We start from the raw sequence: 17,629 nt of genomic DNA, 5'->3' as shown, positions 1-17,629 counted from the left end.
CTTGCATATCATCGTCAGTTTCGCGACAAGAGCGCACAATTTTTGCGTTGAAATACCATTGGACGCACAATGATTGATCGAATCGACATCAAGCTACTCGACTTGCTGCAGCGACACGGGCCGCGACCCGCCGCCGAACTGGGCGAAAAGGTCGGATTGTCGGCGTCGGCGTGCCATCGCCGCATCCGCGCGCTCGAAGCGGGCGGGATCATCGCCGGCTATACCGCGCGGCTGGTGCCCGAACGGATCGGGCTGGGGCTCGACGTGTTTGTCGACATCAGCCTGACGTCGCAGAGCGAGGAAGCGCTGACCGCGTTCGAAAGCGCGGTCAAAAGCTATGACGAGATCCTCGAATGCCAGCTGCTTTCGGGGGCGTCGGATTACCGGCTGCGCGTCGCGGCGCGCAATGTCGCCGATTTCGACCGGCTGCACCGCCACTGCCTGTCGCGGCTGCCCGGAGTCGCGGCGATGCACAGCGCCTTCACGCTGCGGACGATCAAGGCGTTCGAAGGCTATCCGGTGTCGGGCATCGACGAGCGCCGCTGAGGCAAAAAAGCGCCCCATCCGGTTAACACCGCCTTTACCGCTTTTACCGCATATTCCGTTCACCAGTTTCATGGGACGCAGGCGAACGGCACCCGCGCGCCCGGAACCACGAGGAAATGGGGTCATGGTGAAGGAAAATCCGATTCATAAACAGCAGATCGACCCGGTGCCGATGGCCGATCGCTTTCCCCTCTACGACCTCGACGGACGCCTCGCCGCCGACGCTGCGGAAATTCACGCCATCATCGCCGGCCGCGAACAGGCGATCGCGGCGGCTTATTGGGACACGTTCAACGCCTTGCCGACGGTCGATCGCCGGGTCGACGGCGATCTCCTCGATTCCTATGTCAGCGGCAGCGCGCGCCATACACTGGTCAAATATTCCGATGCCGCGAGCCAGGAGGTCGCGACGATCGCGTGCCAGAACACCCATATGGCGCGGCGCGTGAAGCTGACGCTCGCGTCGGTGATGTCGTGCATCGCCGAAAGCCAGCGGCTCACCATCGAATATGTCGTCGAGGCGTGCATCGGCGACGCGGCACGCCTGACGCGGCTGCTCGGCGCGATCAACCGGCTCGGCCTGCTCGAATTCGACATCATGCAACGCTATGCCATGAAGCTCGACCGCGCCGTCTTTTCGAGCGAACGGCAGGCGCTGGCGGGCGATTTCGACCGCTCGATCGCGTCGCTGGTGCAGGAAACCGACGGCGTGCGCCAGCAGCTTGCCAAGCAGGCGGCGTCGGCCGACCATGCCGCGAAGGACATGATCGCAAAGACAAGCGAAGTCGCCGCCGCGTCCGAACAATCGGCGATGGCGATGCGCGAGGCCGCGTCGACCGCCGCCGGGCTGATCCGCGCGATCGAGGATGCGCGGAGCGAAGTCGAAGCCTCGGCAAGCGTCGCGACGCGCGCCTCCGAACAGGCGGGCGAAGCCGTCGCGATGTCGGACACGCTGTCGCACCATGCGCAGTCGATCGAATCGATTCTGGGCCTGATCCGCGAGATCGCGGGCCAGACCAACCTCCTCGCCCTCAACGCCACGATCGAGGCGGCGCGCGCGGGCGAGTCGGGGCGCGGCTTTGCCGTCGTCGCGCAGGAAGTGAAGAGCCTCGCCAATGAAACCGCGCGCGCGACCGACGATATCGCGGGCAAGATCACCGCGATCCAGCAGGCGACGCGCGGATCGGTGAGCGCCAACCAGTCGATCCAGGCGACGATCGTCGAAGTCCAGCAGTCGGCGCAGCGCATCCGCGACGCGATGGACGCGCAGGCGCAGACGGTCACATCGATCACCGCCGCGGTCGACGAAACCGCGCTCGCCGCCGATTCGATGTCGTCGACGATCGCGAGCATCCGCAACGATTCGGGAATGGTCGCGAGCGAGATCAGCGTGCTGAGCCACGAATTCGCCAAGATGGGCGACCGGCTCCAGTCACTCGAACAGGCAGCGAGCGAATTCAGCCGGCGGGTGGCGTGAGCGTTCGGGGCAAAGCCCCTCCTCTTTAGAGGAGGGGTTGGGGTGGTGGCAGTCACGCCGGACCCAGCCCGAGACACCACCCCTAACCAGCAAGCTGGCAAGTCTCGCTGCCCCTCCTCTGAAGAGGAGGGGTTTTTTTTGGCGATTCCGCTCTTTGCACGGCGCCGCACGCGCCGCTAAAGCCGCCGCATGACAACGAACATCCTGATCACCGGCGCGAGCCGCGGGATCGGCGCCGCGATCGCCGAAGCCCTGACTGGCGACACGACGCGCGTCGTCGCGCTGTCAAGCGCCGACGGCGACTTGTCCGATCCGGCGGCGCCCGAACGGCTGTGGCAGGCCAGCCTCGACCGGCTGGACGGGCGCATCGACGTGCTGATCAACAACGCCGGGGTGTTCGAGGATAATGCGCTGGACGCGAGCGATGCCGACTGGCTCGCGAACTGGGACCGCACGATGCAGGTCAACCTGACCGCGAGCGCGCTGCTCTGCCGCCGCGCCGTGCTGCACTGGCGGGACCGCAAGGCGGAAGGCCGCATCGTCAATATCGCGAGCCGCGCCGCGCATCGCGGCGACAGCCCGGCGCACTGGCATTATGCGGCATCAAAGGCGGGCATGGTCGCGATGACCAAGACAATCGCACGCGCCTATGCCCGCGACGGCATCCTTGCCTTTGCCATCTGCCCCGGCTTCACGATGACCGGGATGGCCGAGGACTATCTGGCGAGCCGCGGCGGCGAAGCCTTGCTCGCCGAGATTCCGCTCGGCCGCGTCGCGATGCCCGGCGAGGTCGGCGAAATGGCACGCTGGTGCGCGCTTGAGGCCCCGGCGGCGATGACCGGCGCCGTGCTCGACGTGAATGGCGCGAGCTATGTGCGCTAGATGAGCTGGATCGTCTCCCTCCCCTGCACCCGCGCCGAGGCCGAGGCGCTGTCGGGCGAGATTCCCGAACTCGATGTCATGCCCGAAGCGCCCGTCGTCGTGACGCGCGAGATCGACGAGGATGCCGGGCTGTGGCAGCTCGATGCCTATATGGACGAGCGCCCCGGCGCGGCGCTGCTCAAACTGCTCCAGTCTTTCGTGCCCAGCGCCAAGGGCAAGAAGCCCGTCGTCGAAGAACTGCCCGACGAAGATTGGGTGACATTGTCGCAGCAGGGACTCGAACCCGTGCAGGCAGGGCGCTTCTTCGTCCACACGAGCAGCCATGCCGATCGCATACCCCCGGGCACGACATCGTTCCTGATCGACGCGAGCCAGGCGTTCGGAACCGGCGGGCATGACACGACCGCGGGCTGTCTGGCGATGCTCGACCGGCTGGCGCGCGCCGGCGCCGTGCCGCGCAATATGGCCGACATCGGCACCGGGACCGGTCTGCTCGCCTTTGCCGCGATGGCCTTGTGGCCGCGGGCGCGGACGATCGCGTCGGACATCGACCCCGCGAGCATCTTCGTCACCCGCGACAATGCCGCGATCAACGGCGTGCCGCTGGGCCGCGGCGGCGGCCGGCTCGCGCTCGCGGTGGCACCTGGGACCGACCATCCGTCGATCCGCCATCGCGCGCCCTATGACCTCGTCATCGCCAACATCCTCGCGGGTCCGCTGATCACGCTGGCCCCCGATATTGCGGCAGCGACCGCGCCGGGCGGTCACGCCATCCTTGCGGGACTCATCGCGCGCCAGATGGAGCCGGTGCTCGCCGCCTATCGCGCGCAAGGGTTCCGCCTGACCGCGCGCGGCGGCAGCGCCGAGTGGCCGTGCCTGCTGCTGATCAAGCGCCGCCGTTACGGCTGGCGGCGCAAGGAACGCGCGCGGCACCGCGCGAGCCCGTCGGATGCAAGTTTCGGGAGCTGGTGATGTTCTTGGCCCTCCCGACAAGCGGGAGGGCGGCTAGAGTCTGTCCTGGAGAGATACTAGGCTTTCGCCGCCGCATAATCCTGCGTGCCGCGCGTGATCACCGCATCGCCCGGCAAGATGTCGGCGATCGGGATCGACGACAGCGCGGCGTTCGCAGCATAAAGCGGGGCGAAATCGGTGTTCACCGTCGTGCTCAGCAACTGGTCGAGGCTGTCGATGACGAAATAATTCTGCTGGAAATCGTCGATCCGGTAATCGGTGCGCATCACGCGCGCGAGATCGAAACCGATGCGGTTCGGGCTGTCGCTGTCGAGCGCGAAGACGCTTTCGGCATAGGAGGAGACGATGCCGGCGCCGTAAATGCGCAGGCCCTCCGCCTCGCGGATCAGTCCGAATTCGACGGTGTACCAATAGAGTCGCGCGAGCTGCTTCAGCGCGTCGAACTTCAAGCTGCGCAGCCCGCCCATCCCATAAGCGACCATATAGTCGGCGAATACCGGGTCGGCGAGCATCGGAACGTGGCCAAAGACGTCGTGGAAGACGTCGGGTTCCTCCAGATAATCGAGCTGTTCGGGCGTGCGAATGAAGTTTCCCGCGGGAAAACGCCGGTTCGCCAGATGATCGAAAAAGACATCGTCCGGGACCAGCCCCGGCACCGCGATCACCTGCCACCCCGTCGCGGCCATCAGCCGCGCGTTGAGCTCGCGATAATCGGGGATGCCCGGCTTTTCGAGCCGCAGCACGTCGATGCCGCGCAGGAAGGCGTCGGCCGCGCGGCCGGGCAGCATGTCCGACTGGCGCGCGAACAGGCGGTCCCACATCGCATGTTCACCGGCGGTGAAGGCATCCCAATTTTGCGAAATCGTCCAGTCGGCCGCGGCGCCCGGCGGCGGGGTGTCATGGACGTGGGTAAATCGGCTCTCCATGCCCGAGCCTTATCATAGAAATGGTTTCATGTGAAACCGGTCGCGTCGATCAGGTGTCGAGCGCGATCACCGATGTCGCCAGCCGGTCGACCTCGGCGCGGTCGTGGCTGACGTAGAGGATCGGCAGTTTGAGCTCGTCGCGGATGCGTTCGATCACCGCCATGATATCGCCGCGCCGCGCCGCGTCGAGCGACGACAGCGGTTCGTCCATGAGCAAGCAGTCGGGACCGCGGAGCAAGGCGCGGCCGATCGCGACGCGCTGCGCCTCGCCGCCCGACAGGCTGGCGGGCCAGCGGCCGAGCAGGTCGCCGATGCCGAGGAAGTCGACGGCTTCGTCGAGGCTCATCCAGCGCTTCGCGGGATCGGTCAGGTCGTGGCCGTAGACGAGGTTGGCGCGCACCCGGCGGTGCGGGAAGAGGCGGCCATCCTGGAAGACATAGCCGATGCGCCGCGCCTCGGGCGGCAGATCGATGCCGTCGCCGAACAAGGCGCGGGCGCCGATGCGGATATGGCCGCGATCGGGCCGCAGCAGCCCCGCGACCATGTTGAGGATGCTCGTCTTGCCCACCCCCGACGGGCCGAACAGCGCGGTCAGCCCCGGTCCGGCGCTGAAGCGCGCCGCGATCAGCCGGTCGCCGAGCCGTTTTTCGACGTCGATATCAATCGCCACGCAGCCGCCTTCCGCCATGCGTTCGCCGCACCAGCCATTCGGACAGGACCAGCGCACCAAGCGACAGCGCGACCGATAGCAAGGCAAGCCGCGTCACCATCGCCTCTGCCCCCGGCACCTGCAGCGCCGAATAGATGGCGAGCGGCAGCGTGCGCGTTTCGCCGGGAATGTTCGACACGAAAGTGATCGTCGCGCCGAATTCGCCGATCGAGCGCGCAAAGCCGAGGACAAGCGCCGCGAGCACGCCGGGGAGCGCGAGCGGCAGGCTGATCGTCCAGAAACAGTGCCAGCGGCCGGCGCCGAGCGTGCGCGCCGCACCCTCGAGCCGCCGGTCGATGCCCTCGATCGACAGCCGCATGGCGCGCACCATCAGCGGCAGCGCCATGATTGCCGCCGCGAGCGCAGCGCCGGTCCAGCGGAACATCAGGCTGACCCCGAACCAGCTTTCCAGCCAGCGCCCCGCCGGACCGAACGGGCCGAAGGCGATGAGCAGCAGCCAGCCGGTCACCACCGGCGGCAGCACGAGCGGCAGATGGACGAGCCCGTCGAGCAGCACCCGCCCCGGGAACGACCGGCGCGCGAGCAACCACGCGAGCGCGAAGGCGAGCGGCAGCGTCGCGAGCACCGCGATACCGCCGACCTTCAGCGACAGCGCGACGATGCCCCATTCCTCCGCCGACAGCATCAGAGTTTGGCGCTCAATAGCCCTCTCCCCTTCAGGGGAGAGGATAGCAAAGCTTGCTCCGTAGGAGCTAGCGGAGCTTGGAGAGGGGGAAGATGCGTGCTGCGGTCGCCCCCTCTCCAACTCCGGCTAGGTGCTTCGCACCAAGCCTTCATATCCTCTCCCCTGAAGGGGAGAGGGCCATGATAGAGCGATGCCCTCAAGGCGCCGAAAAGCCATGGCGTGCGAAGATGGCGCGGCCCGGTTTCGACAGCAGGAAGGCGCGGAAGCCCGCGGCGTCGCGGTGCCGCGATGCCTTCAGCACCGCGACCGGATAGCGGATCGGCGGGTGGCTCGCTGCCGGGAAGGTGCCGACGATACGGACGGCGCGCGAAGCTTTCGCATCGGTCGCATAGACGATGCCGAGCGGCGCGGCGCCGCGCTCGACCAGCGCCATCGCGGCGCGGACATTCTCGGCCGGGGCGACCTTCGACGCGACGGCTTGCCAGACGCCGAGATGGGTCAGCGCCGCCTTTGCATATTTGCCCGCGGGCACCGCGGCGGGGTCGGCGAGCGCGAGGCGGCCGGCGCCGAGCGCGCGGCCGATCGGGAAGCCACGCGCGGGGGTAAGCCGCAGCTTGCTCGCAGCCGGTGCGATGAGCACCAGCCGGTTGCCAAGCAAGGTCGTGCGCGTACCCGCGCGCAGCAACCCGGCCTTCGCGACCGCGTCCATCCATTCCTCGTCAGCCGAGAGGAACAGGTCGGCGGGGGCGCCCGCGATGACCTGCCGCGCGAGCGCCGACGAGGCGGCGAAAGATAGTACCGGCTTGGGGTGACCGCGCGCCGCCCAGGCATCGGCGGCTTCGGTCAGCGATTCCTGGAGGCTTGCCGCCGCGAGCACCACCGGTCCGCGCTCGGCCGCCAGCGCGGCGGGAGCGAGGAGCAGTGCGAACAGGCCCAGGAAATAGCGGATCATAAGCGCCGCTATATACGGCCAGATAGATCACGCCAAGGCACGAACGCCGAGCCAGCGCGCGACGCGCGGCAGCCGCGGGAGGAGCAGCCGGTCGACGATCCAGAGCAGGATCAGCGACACCGCAAGCAAAGGCAGCAGGGCGGCAAGCAGCAGGATGATCACCGCCACGCTCCTGAGGCGCGCCGGATCGCGCGGCAACGGCGGCGCACCAAGCGCATCCCCCGGCTTGCGGCGGCGCCAGAGCAGGAAGCCCGACAGCGCGAGGGTGAAGAGGCCGAGCGCGGTGGCCACGCCGATCAGCTGGCTGACGATCCCGAACAGCGCGCCCTCGTGCCACGCGATACCGATGCCGACGATGCGGTCGATGACATGTTTGCCGGCAAAGCCCTCGCGCGACACCTCGATCCCCGTTTCGGGGTCGTAGCCGACCTTGCGAACGAGCGGACGGTTCTGCGTCTGCGTCGTCAGCGTCCAGACATTGCCGTTCGGCGGTCCGAACATGTTGGGCGCGCCGGGCGGCTGGATGATCACCGGCGGCGGCAGCGCCTCGCTCTGCGCGCGCAGGATGATGGTGTCGAGCGGCACGCGCCGCGCCGGCGCCGTCGCCACGGGCGGCGCCATCGCCATCGCGCGGTGGTCGTGCGCGGCGTGCGGGTCGGCGCCGCCGCCCTTCCAGTCCTGCGCCCCTGACACCCAGCCCATTTCGGCGCGGACAGTGCGAAAGCCGCTCGCCCAGATGTCGGTCCACGGCAGCGCGGTGGTGAGGAGGATCAGCGCGAAGCCCGAGACCCAGAAGCCGGTGACCGCGTGGAGGTCGCGCAAGGCCGCGCGCCCGCCGAGCGACAGCCGCGGCCAGACGACACCGGCGAGCCCGCGCCCGCGCGGCCACCAGAGACAGAGGCCGGTCAGGATCATCACGATCGCCCAGCTTGCCGCGAGCTCGACGAGGAGGCCGCCGGGGCGGCCGATAAGCAGGCTGCCGTGGATACGCGCCAGCCACGCCGAGATGCGCGCGTCGGGATCGGCCGACCCGATCACCTGCCCGCGCGGCGACACCGCGACGTCGCGCATGCCGCCGTCCGCGAGACCAAGGTGGACGACCGCAGCGTCGCCCGCCGCTTCGGGAATGCGGTAATAGTGGAAGCTTGCTCCCTTAAACGCCGCCAGCGCCGCCGCGACCTGCGCGTCGGGGTCGACGCGTTCGGCCGCCGGCAGCCCGCGCCACGCGCGCTCTTGCCAATGGTCGAGCTGCGGCTTGAACAGATAGGCCGCGCCGGTCAGCGACAGCATCAGGATGAAGGGGATGACGAACAGCCCGGCGTAGAAATGCCAGCGCCAGATCGTGCGATAGAGCGGCATCCGGTTGAGGTCGGTCATCCCCTGCCCTCCCTTAAAAGCGCGCGCGGAGGCCCGCCGAGACGGCGCGGCGCTCGACCGGATAATAGATCGCCGAGGTACCGGTCGCCGCGATCGCCGCGCTGATATCGCCGATCGCCTTTTTGCCGGTGACATTGCGGATATCGACGAAGGCGTCGATCCCCGCAGCGACGCGCGCGCCGCCGGTGATGCCGATCAGCGCGTAGCCCGGGGTGCGGACATTGTTGGCATAGTCGGCGAGCGGGCCCTGCGGCACCCATTCGAAATTGGGCGCGATATGCAGCGCGTCGCTGCCGAGCCGCAATTCGGCGCGATAGACGTGACGCGGCACGACGGGCAGGCGGTTATCGCCGTACTGGACGTCGCGGCGGAAGCGGAAATTGCTGTAGGTATAGACCTGCCGCAGCCGCAGCCAGCGCAGCGGTTCGAGTTCGAGCGCCGCCTCGACCCCCTCATGCCGCGTCCGCTGCGCGTTGAAGGTCGAGGCGGGAATGTCGGCGCCGACCCTATATTGCAGCAATTCCCCCTTGATGTCGGCGCGGTAGAGGGACAGGTCCCAACTCGCGATGCCCGACCGGCCGCGCGTGCCGATCTCGGCCGTCCAGGCGCGCTGCGGATCGAGCGCAACGAAGCTGGATTGCTGGGCGAGTTCGATGAAGCCGGGGAATTCGACCGAGCGGCTGTAATTGGCGTAGAATTGCATCCCTTGCGCCGGTTCGAACAGCACGCCCAGCTTGGGCGAAAAGGCATCGAAATCGGCGCGGCCGAGATTGTCGACCGGGCCGTTGTTGAACGTCTCGCGCTGCCGCCGCATGCCGTCGGCGTAGATGCCGCCCGCGATCAGCGACAGCGTCTCTACCGGCCGCAGCCGTATTTCGCCATAGAGCGTCGCGGTGCGCGCGTCCTGTCTGGCGTCGAAGGTCTTCGCACCGCGTTTGCCGGCGAGGTTGAGGAAGCGCCGCGAATTTACGTCGCCGACGCGAAGCTCGCCGCCGAACGTCGCTTCGACCGGTCCGCCCGCATAATCGAGGCGGAAGAAAGTGCCGCGATCGACGCTTTTCTGATCGATGAGCTGATAGATCGGGTGATGCAGCGTCTTTGCGTTGACGAAGGCACCGACGTCGAGCCTTACCGCGCCGAAATCGAAGCTGGTGCGATTCTGGAGGCGCAGCGATTCGATATCACGCGCCTGATCACCCGTGATCGCGCTGGCGTTGGCCTTGCGCGGCGTGGTTAGCGCCTCGTCATAGATGAGTGCGCCGGGAAGCCGCTGGTCGATATGGTTGAAGCTGGCGTAGAAGCGCGTCGCGACCGTGTCGCTGAACTTCATCCCGACATTGCCGTGGAAGCGGACGCTCTGCCGCTTCGCATGCGCGCGGTCGCCGTCGGACGTGTCGGCGCTTACCGCGCCCCACGCATCCACCTGTTCGCCCGCGACGCCCGCCGCGACGAGCCCGCGCACGCTGTCGAAACTGCCGACGTCGCCGCGCAGGTAAATCCCTTTCGCGCTGCGTCCGGTCGGGGTCACGCCGTTGATGGCCCCGCCGAGCGTGCCCGACCCGAAGCGCAGCGCATTGGCGCCGCGATAGACTTCGAGATGGTCGAAGAAGATCGGTTCGAGTTCCTGGAAATCGCCATTGTCGTCGGCAAGGTTGATCGGGATGCCGTCCTGAAGCAGCGTCAGCCCGCGCATATGATAACCGCGCGAGAGCCCCGAGCCGCGGATCGAAATCCGCACCTCCTGCCCGAAGCGCGGCTGGAGATAGACGCCGGGCGAAAAGGCGAGCGCGTCGCGCAAGCTGACGACCGACTTGTCGGCATAATCTTCGTAAGAGACGACGTCGGTGCCGCCCGGCGTGCGCGCGGCGCGCGCTTCGGCGGCATCGGTCGCAGTCGGGGCTGTGACGATGATCGTCGCGTCGGCTTCGGCCGCGTGGACGGGCATGGCGGCAAGGCAGGTGGCGAGCGCGAGCAAGGGCGCGGCGCGATAAGCGTGATGGTTCATTGGAAAATCTTCCCCGGATACAGGCATTGAACCGCGCCGCGCTCCCCGCGCGGGCGGCGTGTCAGGCTGAATCAGGCGAAGGCGGGCGGTCCGGTGCTCGGTGGCAGCGGCGAAGCGATGCCCGGCGCGAAACCGAGCAAGGTGAGCGCAATGGGCGCGGATTCGGCCACGATCGGCGCGACAGGCAGCGCGGGCACACCGGGAACGATCGGGGTCGCGGCGAGCGCCCCCCACGGGCAATGTTGCTGGCCCTTGTCGGCCTGGTGATCATCCGCCCGTTCGAGTGCGATCGTCATCGTCGCACCGGGGTTGGCGGGGTCCGAGCAGACGCGGACGGTGATCGATCCCGCCGCATCGCTTTCGATCATCCAGCCCGGCGCCACGAACACTCGCGCGGCGAGCGCGAGGAGCAGCGGCAACAGCAGCAGGATGCCGGGACGGCGAAAGGCGGCGAGCAGGCTCACGACACGGCTCCTATGCCCGCGCCGTCACGCTGGCAAGTCGTCGCTTCATCTGGTCAAATTTGGGATGTGGCGGAATGTCGGCTTTGGGGTGGGGAGCGGACATATAGCCCTCTCCCCTTCAGGGGAGAGGGTTGGGAGAGGGGGACGCGTAAAAGCCCCTCTCAACTGCGGCTAGCCGGTAAACCGGCAAGCCTCCGTATCTCTCCCCTAAAGGGGAGAGAGCAAGCCTCCCAAACGTCCACTTTCGACCGTTTTCTGCCTTCGAATTCGTCCACACCGAATAAGGGCTTTCTCATTCCGCCGCCGTCTCGTCGGTCTTCTTGCCGGTGCGCGTCCACGGATAGAGGAACTGCCCCCAATAGTTTTTCGGCACATCCTCTGGAATGCCGTAATTTTCGGGCCAGCGGTCTTTCGGCAAATGGAAGGTGCCGAACATCTTGTCGATCCACGGAAAGTGGATCGCGAAATTGACGTCGAACGCCTCGCGTTCGAGCCCATGGTGCCAGTGGTGGAACCGCGGGGTCGCGATCCAGTGGCCGAGGCGGTTGAAATTGCCGCCGACATTGGCGTGGAGCAGCGACGACCAGACGTAGACGAAACCGATGTAGGCCTGCATCACCGACGGGCTGAACCCCAGGGTGAACAGCGGCAGCGAGGTGATCGAGCGCAGGAGGATGATCTCGGCGAAGTGCATCCGCGAACCCGCAAGCCAGTCCATCGACTTGGCGCTGTGATGCACCGCGTGGAAGCCCCAGAGGAAGGGGTAGCGGTGGAAGGTGCGATGGAACCAATATTGCGCCATGTCCGACAGGGCGAGGACGATCGCGAACTGGACGATCCACGGCAGGCCGGCGACGCCGGCACGGAATGCCTGCCAGTTGCTGGTATGTTCGTTGATGATCGTCGACGGCGCGAGCGCAAGGAAACCGAGGACCTGCACGAACATCGTGCTGACGAGATAATAGAAGAGATCCTCGCGCCATTCGGTGCGGAACAGGCGCTGCGCCCGGCGGTGCGGAAACAGCCGTTCGAGCGGTGCGAACATGAAGCCGGTGATCAGCAGGTTGACGACGAAGAAATCGAGCCCGAAGAAAATGCCCCAGTCGCGCGTTTCCGCCGGCTGGACGTTCGCCCCGCCGATCAGCGTCGCCGCGAGCGCGATCATCAGCGCCGTCGCCCCCAACACCTTGCGCGGGCGCAGCAGGAGGCTGAGCAGCGCAAGCCCGTAACTCGCCAGCAATACGAGGTGGACGACACCGCGAAACCCGCCCCAGTCCTTGACGATCGCGAGTTCGGGGGTTGCGAACCAGTCGGGGAAGCGCAGCGCGATCACCAGCCCGAAGCCGACGACGGCGAAAAGCAGCGCGAAAAAGCCCGAAAGCCAGCCGCTGCCGAAACGCCGCACTTCGGTGTGCGATTCGAGATCGCGCATCAGATTTTGCAGATAGTCACGCTTGGCCATCGGGCCCCACCCTCTCATTCGTCATGCCGGACCTGATCCGGCAACCATTGCAGCGCCGTCGTCATGGACCCCGGATCGAGTCCGGGGTGACGACGCGATATGGCTCATTTTACCGCACCGTCTGTGATGGCGCGCACCGTCCATACTATCCTCCGGCCGCCGCGACGATCGCCGCCCATTCGGCTTCGTCGATCACGCGGATGCCGAGCGCGCTCGCCTGCTTGAGCTTCGACCCCGCGCCCGGCCCGGCGACGACGAGGTCGGTCTTGGCGCTGACGCTGCCCGCCGCCTTGGCGCCGAGCGCCTCTGCCTGCGACTTCGCCTCGTCGCGGCTCATCGTTTCGAGCTTGCCGGTGAATACCACCGTCATCCCCGACACCTCGCTTGCCCGCGTTTCGACGACGTAGAGCGGCGGCGACGCTTCGGAGAGGAGGTCGTCCCACAGCTCGCGGTTGTGCGGTTCGTGGAAGAAGTCGGCGAGCGCCTCGGCGACGGCGGGGCCGATGCCGTCGGCGCGCACTTCGAGGATCGCTTTGAACGCGTCGACCTTGCGCGTCATATATTTGCCGTCGGATTCGCCCTCGGCTTGCGGATTGGCTTCGAGATAGGCGTGAATTTCGGCCGCTTTTTCAGGAAGCCGCGCGATATCGCCAAGGCCTTTCAGCAGGTCGCGCGCGGTCACCGCGCCGACGTGACGGATGCCGAGTCCGAAGAGCAGGCGCGCCGCATCGGGCGCGCGCTTTGCCTCGATCGCGGCGAAAAGCTTGTCGACCGACGTCTCTTTCCATCCCTCGCGTCCGAGCAGTTCGGCGCGGTGTTTCCGGAGGCGGAAGATGTCCGCCGGGCCCTTGTCGAGCCAGCCGAGTTCGAGAAATTCGGCGATGCTTTTTTCGCCCAGCCCCTCGATATCGAGCGCGCCGCGGCTGACGAAATGCCGGAGGCGTTCGAACTTCTGCGCGTTGCAGATGAGCCCGCCGGTGCAGCGAACATCGACCTCGCCCTCCTCCGCGACCGCTTCGCTGCCGCAGACGGGGCAATGACCGGGGAAGAGATAGGGCGCGCGTGGCTCGTCGCGGGTGAGGTTTTCGACGACTTGCGGGATCACGTCGCCGGCGCGCTGGACGACGACGCGGTCGCCGGGGCGGACGCCGAGGCGGCCGATCTCGTCGCGGTTGTGCAGCGTGACGTTCGACACCACGACGCCGCCGACGGTCACCGGAACGAGACGCCCGACGGGGGTCAGCTTGCCCGTACGCCCGACCTGGATGTCGATCGCTTCCAGCGTCGTCTGCGCGCGTTCGGCGGGGAATTTATGCGCTATCGCCCATCTCGGCGCCTTGGCGACGAAGCCCAGCCTTTGCTGCCAGTCGAGCCGGTCGACCTTGTAGACGACGCCGTCGATGTCATAGGGCAGTTCGGCGCGCTGTTTCTCGATCGCGGCATAATGGGCGAGCACGCCCTCGACCGATTCGAACCGTGCGAGCAGCGGCGACACCGGCACGCCCCAGCTTTCGATCCGTTTCATCATCGCGAACTGCGTCGCCTCGGGCACGCCGCTCACCTCGCCCCAGCCGTGCGCGAGGAAGCGCAAGGGGCGCGAGGCGGTGACGCTGGCGTCCTTCTGGCGCAGCGAGCCGGCGGCGGCGTTGCGCGGATTGGCGAACTGGCGGACGGTGGCGGGATCGAAATCGACCTCGCGCTGCGCGGCGAGTGCCCTGCCCTCTTCCATCAGTCGATCGTTAAGCGCCGTGAAGTCCGCTTTCGCCATATAGACCTCACCGCGAATCTCGAAGACGTCGGGAATCCCGTGCCCCTGCGAAGGCAGGGGCCCATCTCCTGCGGCAGGAGATGGGCCCCTGCCTTCGCAGGGGCACAATGTTTGCGGGATGTCGGCGATCGTCGCGACATTGGGCGTCACATCCTCGCCGACGCTGCCGTCGCCGCGCGTCGCGGCCTGGACGAGCGCGCCCTTTTCGTAACGCAGCGAGCAGGACAGGCCGTCGATCTTGTCCTCGGCAGTCAGCGCGACGGGTTCGGAGCCCTCGAGGTTGAGGAAACGGCGTACGCGCGCGGCGAATTCCTCGACGTCCTCGCCCGCGAAGGCGTTGTCGAGGCTCATCATCCGCTGCGCATGGGTGATCTTCGCCAGCGGCGACGCCTCGACCGCCGCGCCGACCTGGTTGTTCGGGCTGTCGGCGCGGATCAGGTGCGGAAAGGCCGCCTCGAGTTCGTTGTTGCGCCGCACGAGCGCGTCATAATCGGCGTCCGGAATCTCGGGCGCGTCGTCGGCATGATAGCGCTTGCCGTGATAGGCGATCGTCTTTGCCAGACGCATCAGTTCGTTGGCGGCATCGGCTTCGGAAAGAGATTTGATTTCGGTCATGCACCGGTCTTTGCCACCGGCTTGAACTCGGCGCGAGTACCAAATCCCGCGATCAGCGGGCGCCCTTTGGCGATCGCGTCCTGCACTTCGGGAAGCTTCAGCGATGCGGCGTGCGCGTCCTTGCCGGTCCACAATTCGACGATCCAGATCGCGTCGGGGTTGGCGCTGTCCTCGCCGACCAGATAGCCGAGGTTACCGGGCATCGATCCGGTGCCTTCGGACAGGATCGCGATCAACGCTGCACGCTGGCCGGGCAGCGCGATCATCTGGCCGATCAGACCATAGGTGGGGACGGCCTCTTCCATACTCTTCTCCAAAGCCCTGAGCTGGCGCGCGGGCAGGACCGCCGCGGCGAGCGCGAGGAGTGCCGCCATATGCTCGCGTCGGTTCATCATCGCGCCAGCGCCAGCATATGCACCGCGCGGCGGATACGAAAGCCGAGCGTTTCATAGAGCGCGATCGCGCCCGCATTGTCGGCATAGCTGTGGAGGAACGGCGTTTCGCCGCGCCCCATCATTTCGCGCATGACATGACCGATCAGCGCGCGGGCCAGCCCGCGGCCGCGGCAGTCGGCCCATGCCGACACGCCGCTGAGCTCGGCCATGCCGGGAACCAGCATGCGCTGCCCCGCCATCGCGAGCAGGCGGCCGTTTTCCCTGATGCCGAAGAAAGGGCCGTAGCGATGCGTTTTCGGCCCCCACGGCCCGGGTTTCGCATGCTCGGCGAGCGCCGCCATTTCGGGCGCGTCCTCCTCGCCGAGCGCGATGATGCGGGGAGCGCCGGGGCCGGGCTCGGACGGGACGCCTTCGGCGACCATTTGCGTCAGCACCGCGCGCTTGACCTCGCGCACGCCCGGGGGGACCGGCCAGGGCTCGCCTTCGACGATCCAGAGCTCACCGTCGTCGGGGACGAGCGCCGCCAGCCCTGCCTGCGCATCGATACCGGGGTCGGCGGCGGCGCCGAACACGCCATAACCGCGGTCGATCCGCACCGCGCGCGCATCACCCTCGGCCAGGTGCGCCTGGCGGCCGGTGAGCATGTTCCAGACGGGGCGGTCGAGGGCTTCGAATGCCATCACGCCGCCTCCAGCAGCCGCTCCGCCTGCGCTCGCGCCTCTTCGGTCACTTCGGCGCCCGACAGCATGCGCGCGATTTCTTCGCGGCGGCCGGGCTCGTCGAGCTGATGGACGCTGGTGCGCGTCACCGTTCCCTCGCTCGATTTGGCGATGACGAAATGCGCCGCGCCCTTGGCGGCAACCTGCGGGCTGTGGGTGACTGCGAGCAGTTGCTTGGCGGCGCCATCCCCCGTCCCTTTGGCGAGTCTTGCCAGCCGTTCGCCGATCGCCGCGGCGACGGCGCCGCCGACGCCGCGGTCGATTTCGTCGAAGATGATCGTGTCGGCGCCGCCCTCTTCGGCGAGCGCCACCTTCAATGCGAGGATGAAGCGCGACAATTCGCCCCCCGACGCGATCTTGGCGAGCGGTGCGAACGGCGCGCCGGGGTTGGTCGAGATGAGATATTCGACGCGGTCCATGCCGCCCTCGCCCCAGCGTTCGGCGGGCAGGCGTTCGACGAGCGTCCGGAAGCGGGCCGCGTCGAGCTTCAGCGGCACCAGCTCGCCCGCCACCGCGGCGTCGAGACGGGCGGCGGCCTTCGTGCGCAGGTCGGACAAGGCGGTCGCGGCATGGGTATAGGCCGCTGCGGTTTCGGCTACGGCCGCCTCGAGCTTTGCGAGGCCCGCGCTGCCGCCCTCGATCGCGTCGAGCCGCGCCGCAAGATCACCCGCGAGCGCCGCAAGATCGTCGGGCTGACACCCATGCTTGCGCGCCATCGCGCGTAGTTCGAACAGCCGCGTTTCGGTCGCTTCGAGCCGTGCGGGGTCATATTCCATCGCGCGCGCGGCTTCGTGGAGCTTGGTTTCGGCCTCGTCGGCCTCGATGATCGCGCGGTCGAGCCCGGCGAGCGCCTCGGCGAGCAGCGGGTGGTCGCCCGCGAGCCGGTCGAGCCGCCGCGCCGCCCCGCGCAGTTGCGCGGGTCCGCTGTCGCTGCCTTCGAACGCCGCCATGATCGCCGAAAGGTCGCCCGCGACCTTTTCGCCCTTCTGCATCGCGGCGCGTGCCTCGGACAATTCGCCGTCCTCGCCCGGTTGCGGCGCCAGCGCGTGCAGTTCGGCGACGCAATGTTCGAGCCATTCGCGGTCGCGCGTCGCGGCATCGAGCGCGGCGCGCGCGGCGGCGAGCTTCTCCTCCGCGGCGCGCCATGCCGCATGCGCGGCGGCAACGGCGCCGACGTCGGCACGTCCATAGGCGTCGAGCAGCGCGCGGTGCCCCGCGGGGGCGAGCAGGCCGCGGTCGTCATGCTGGCCGTGGATTTCGACGAGGTGCCCGCCGATCTCGCGCAGCAGCGCCGCCGAGCAGGGCTGGTCGTTGAGGAAGGCGCGGCTGCCGCCGTCGGCTTTCAGCGTGCGGCGGATCAGCAGCGGTTCGCCCGGTTCGAGCGCGATCTCGTTTTCGGCGATCAGCGCCGCGAGCGGGGTGCCCGGCGCGGGCGCGACGAAGCTGGCGGTGACCTGCGCCTGCGCCGTGCCCTGGCGGACCAGCGCGCTGTCGGCGCGCATCCCGAGCGCGAGGCCGAGCGCGTCGAGCAGGATCGATTTGCCCGCCCCCGTCTCGCCCGTCAGCACGCCGAGCCCGGCCTCGAAATCAAGGTCGAGCCGTTCGATCAGCACGATATTGGCGATGGACAGGGCGGTCAGCACAGCGCGTCCTTACCGCAGAACAAAATGCGAATCTATTCGCGAGTTCAACCGCGCCGCCCTTCGCGCGGGCG

General features: G+C 67.7%; 16 protein-coding genes. 4 read left to right on the top strand and 12 right to left on the bottom strand.

Annotated features, from left to right (window positions below):
* Window positions 1–69 precede the first annotated feature (69 nt).
* The 4 genes from FHR22_RS13480 to FHR22_RS13465 all read left to right on the top strand — a co-directional run bounded on the left by FHR22_RS13480 (window position 70) and on the right by FHR22_RS13465 (window position 3,877).
* Window positions 70–546 (top strand): Lrp/AsnC family transcriptional regulator, encoded by a 477-nt coding sequence (locus tag FHR22_RS13480; protein ID WP_208417691.1) that lies wholly within the window; start codon window positions 70–72, stop codon window positions 544–546.
* 124 nt (window positions 547–670) lie between these two features.
* Window positions 671–2,023 carry a methyl-accepting chemotaxis protein gene (locus FHR22_RS13475; RefSeq protein ID WP_166943605.1) on the top strand — a complete coding sequence of 451 codons (1,353 nt, stop codon included), beginning with the start codon at window positions 671–673 and terminating at the stop codon, window positions 2,021–2,023.
* 189 nt (window positions 2,024–2,212) lie between these two features.
* Window positions 2,213–2,905: an SDR family NAD(P)-dependent oxidoreductase gene (locus FHR22_RS13470; protein WP_166943601.1), complete on the top strand. Its 693-nt coding sequence runs from the start codon at window positions 2,213–2,215 to the stop codon at window positions 2,903–2,905.
* On the top strand, window positions 2,906–3,877 hold the full coding sequence (locus FHR22_RS13465) for a 50S ribosomal protein L11 methyltransferase (RefSeq protein WP_166943597.1): 972 nt from the start codon (window positions 2,906–2,908) through the stop codon (window positions 3,875–3,877).
* 56 nt (window positions 3,878–3,933) lie between these two features.
* On the opposite strand, the gene phhA is transcribed toward FHR22_RS13465, so the two are convergent.
* The 12 genes from phhA to recN all read right to left on the bottom strand — a co-directional run bounded on the left by phhA (window position 3,934) and on the right by recN (window position 17,558).
* Window positions 3,934–4,803 carry a phenylalanine 4-monooxygenase gene (gene phhA / locus FHR22_RS13460; protein WP_166943594.1) on the bottom strand — a complete coding sequence of 290 codons (870 nt, stop codon included), beginning with the start codon at window positions 4,801–4,803 and terminating at the stop codon, window positions 3,934–3,936.
* A 49-nt stretch (window positions 4,804–4,852) separates the two neighbouring features.
* A complete protein-coding gene (locus FHR22_RS13455; protein WP_166943591.1) occupies window positions 4,853–5,473 on the bottom strand; it encodes an ATP-binding cassette domain-containing protein in 621 nt (206 codons plus the stop codon).
* Window positions 5,463–6,158, bottom strand: a complete 696-nt coding sequence (gene modB / locus FHR22_RS13450; protein WP_208417689.1) for a molybdate ABC transporter permease subunit — start codon at window positions 6,156–6,158, stop codon at window positions 5,463–5,465. The genes FHR22_RS13455 and modB overlap by 11 nt, the downstream gene beginning before the upstream one ends.
* Before the next feature lie 196 nt (window positions 6,159–6,354).
* The gene (modA, locus tag FHR22_RS13445; protein WP_166943588.1) at window positions 6,355–7,110 is read right to left on the bottom strand and encodes a molybdate ABC transporter substrate-binding protein; all 756 of its coding nucleotides are present in this window, start codon (window positions 7,108–7,110) and stop codon (window positions 6,355–6,357) included.
* 27 nt (window positions 7,111–7,137) lie between these two features.
* On the bottom strand, window positions 7,138–8,487 hold the full coding sequence (locus tag FHR22_RS13440; protein WP_166943585.1) for a PepSY-associated TM helix domain-containing protein: 1,350 nt from the start codon (window positions 8,485–8,487) through the stop codon (window positions 7,138–7,140).
* A gap of 13 nt (window positions 8,488–8,500) precedes the next feature.
* Entirely contained in the window at window positions 8,501–10,492 is a 1,992-nt protein-coding gene (locus FHR22_RS13435) for a TonB-dependent receptor family protein (protein ID WP_166943582.1), read from the bottom strand.
* Between the two features lie 71 nt (window positions 10,493–10,563).
* Window positions 10,564–10,956, bottom strand: coding sequence for a DUF2946 family protein (locus FHR22_RS13430; RefSeq protein ID WP_166943579.1), 393 nt, complete (start codon window positions 10,954–10,956; stop codon window positions 10,564–10,566).
* Window positions 10,957–11,248: 292 nt separating this feature from the next.
* Complete coding sequence (locus tag FHR22_RS13425) at window positions 11,249–12,418, bottom strand: sterol desaturase family protein (protein WP_166943576.1); 1,170 nt, start codon at window positions 12,416–12,418, stop codon at window positions 11,249–11,251.
* 145 nt (window positions 12,419–12,563) lie between these two features.
* Window positions 12,564–14,801: an NAD-dependent DNA ligase LigA gene (gene ligA, locus FHR22_RS13420; protein ID WP_166943573.1), complete on the bottom strand. Its 2,238-nt coding sequence runs from the start codon at window positions 14,799–14,801 to the stop codon at window positions 12,564–12,566.
* The gene (locus tag FHR22_RS13415; protein WP_425057447.1) at window positions 14,798–15,196 is read right to left on the bottom strand and encodes a putative quinol monooxygenase; all 399 of its coding nucleotides are present in this window, start codon (window positions 15,194–15,196) and stop codon (window positions 14,798–14,800) included. The genes ligA and FHR22_RS13415 overlap by 4 nt, the downstream gene beginning before the upstream one ends.
* Window positions 15,193–15,876, bottom strand: coding sequence for a GNAT family N-acetyltransferase (locus FHR22_RS13410; RefSeq protein WP_166943570.1), 684 nt, complete (start codon window positions 15,874–15,876; stop codon window positions 15,193–15,195). Before FHR22_RS13410 ends, FHR22_RS13415 begins: the two co-directional genes overlap by 4 nt.
* Window positions 15,876–17,558, bottom strand: coding sequence for a DNA repair protein RecN (recN, locus tag FHR22_RS13405; RefSeq protein ID WP_166943567.1), 1,683 nt, complete (start codon window positions 17,556–17,558; stop codon window positions 15,876–15,878). Before recN ends, FHR22_RS13410 begins: the two co-directional genes overlap by 1 nt.
* Window positions 17,559–17,629 lie beyond the last annotated feature (71 nt).

The organism is Sphingopyxis panaciterrae (genome assembly GCF_011762125.1).
Lineage (GTDB): Bacteria > Pseudomonadota > Alphaproteobacteria > Sphingomonadales > Sphingomonadaceae > Sphingopyxis > Sphingopyxis panaciterrae.
This window is presented reverse-complemented; position numbering and strand designations above follow the sequence as displayed.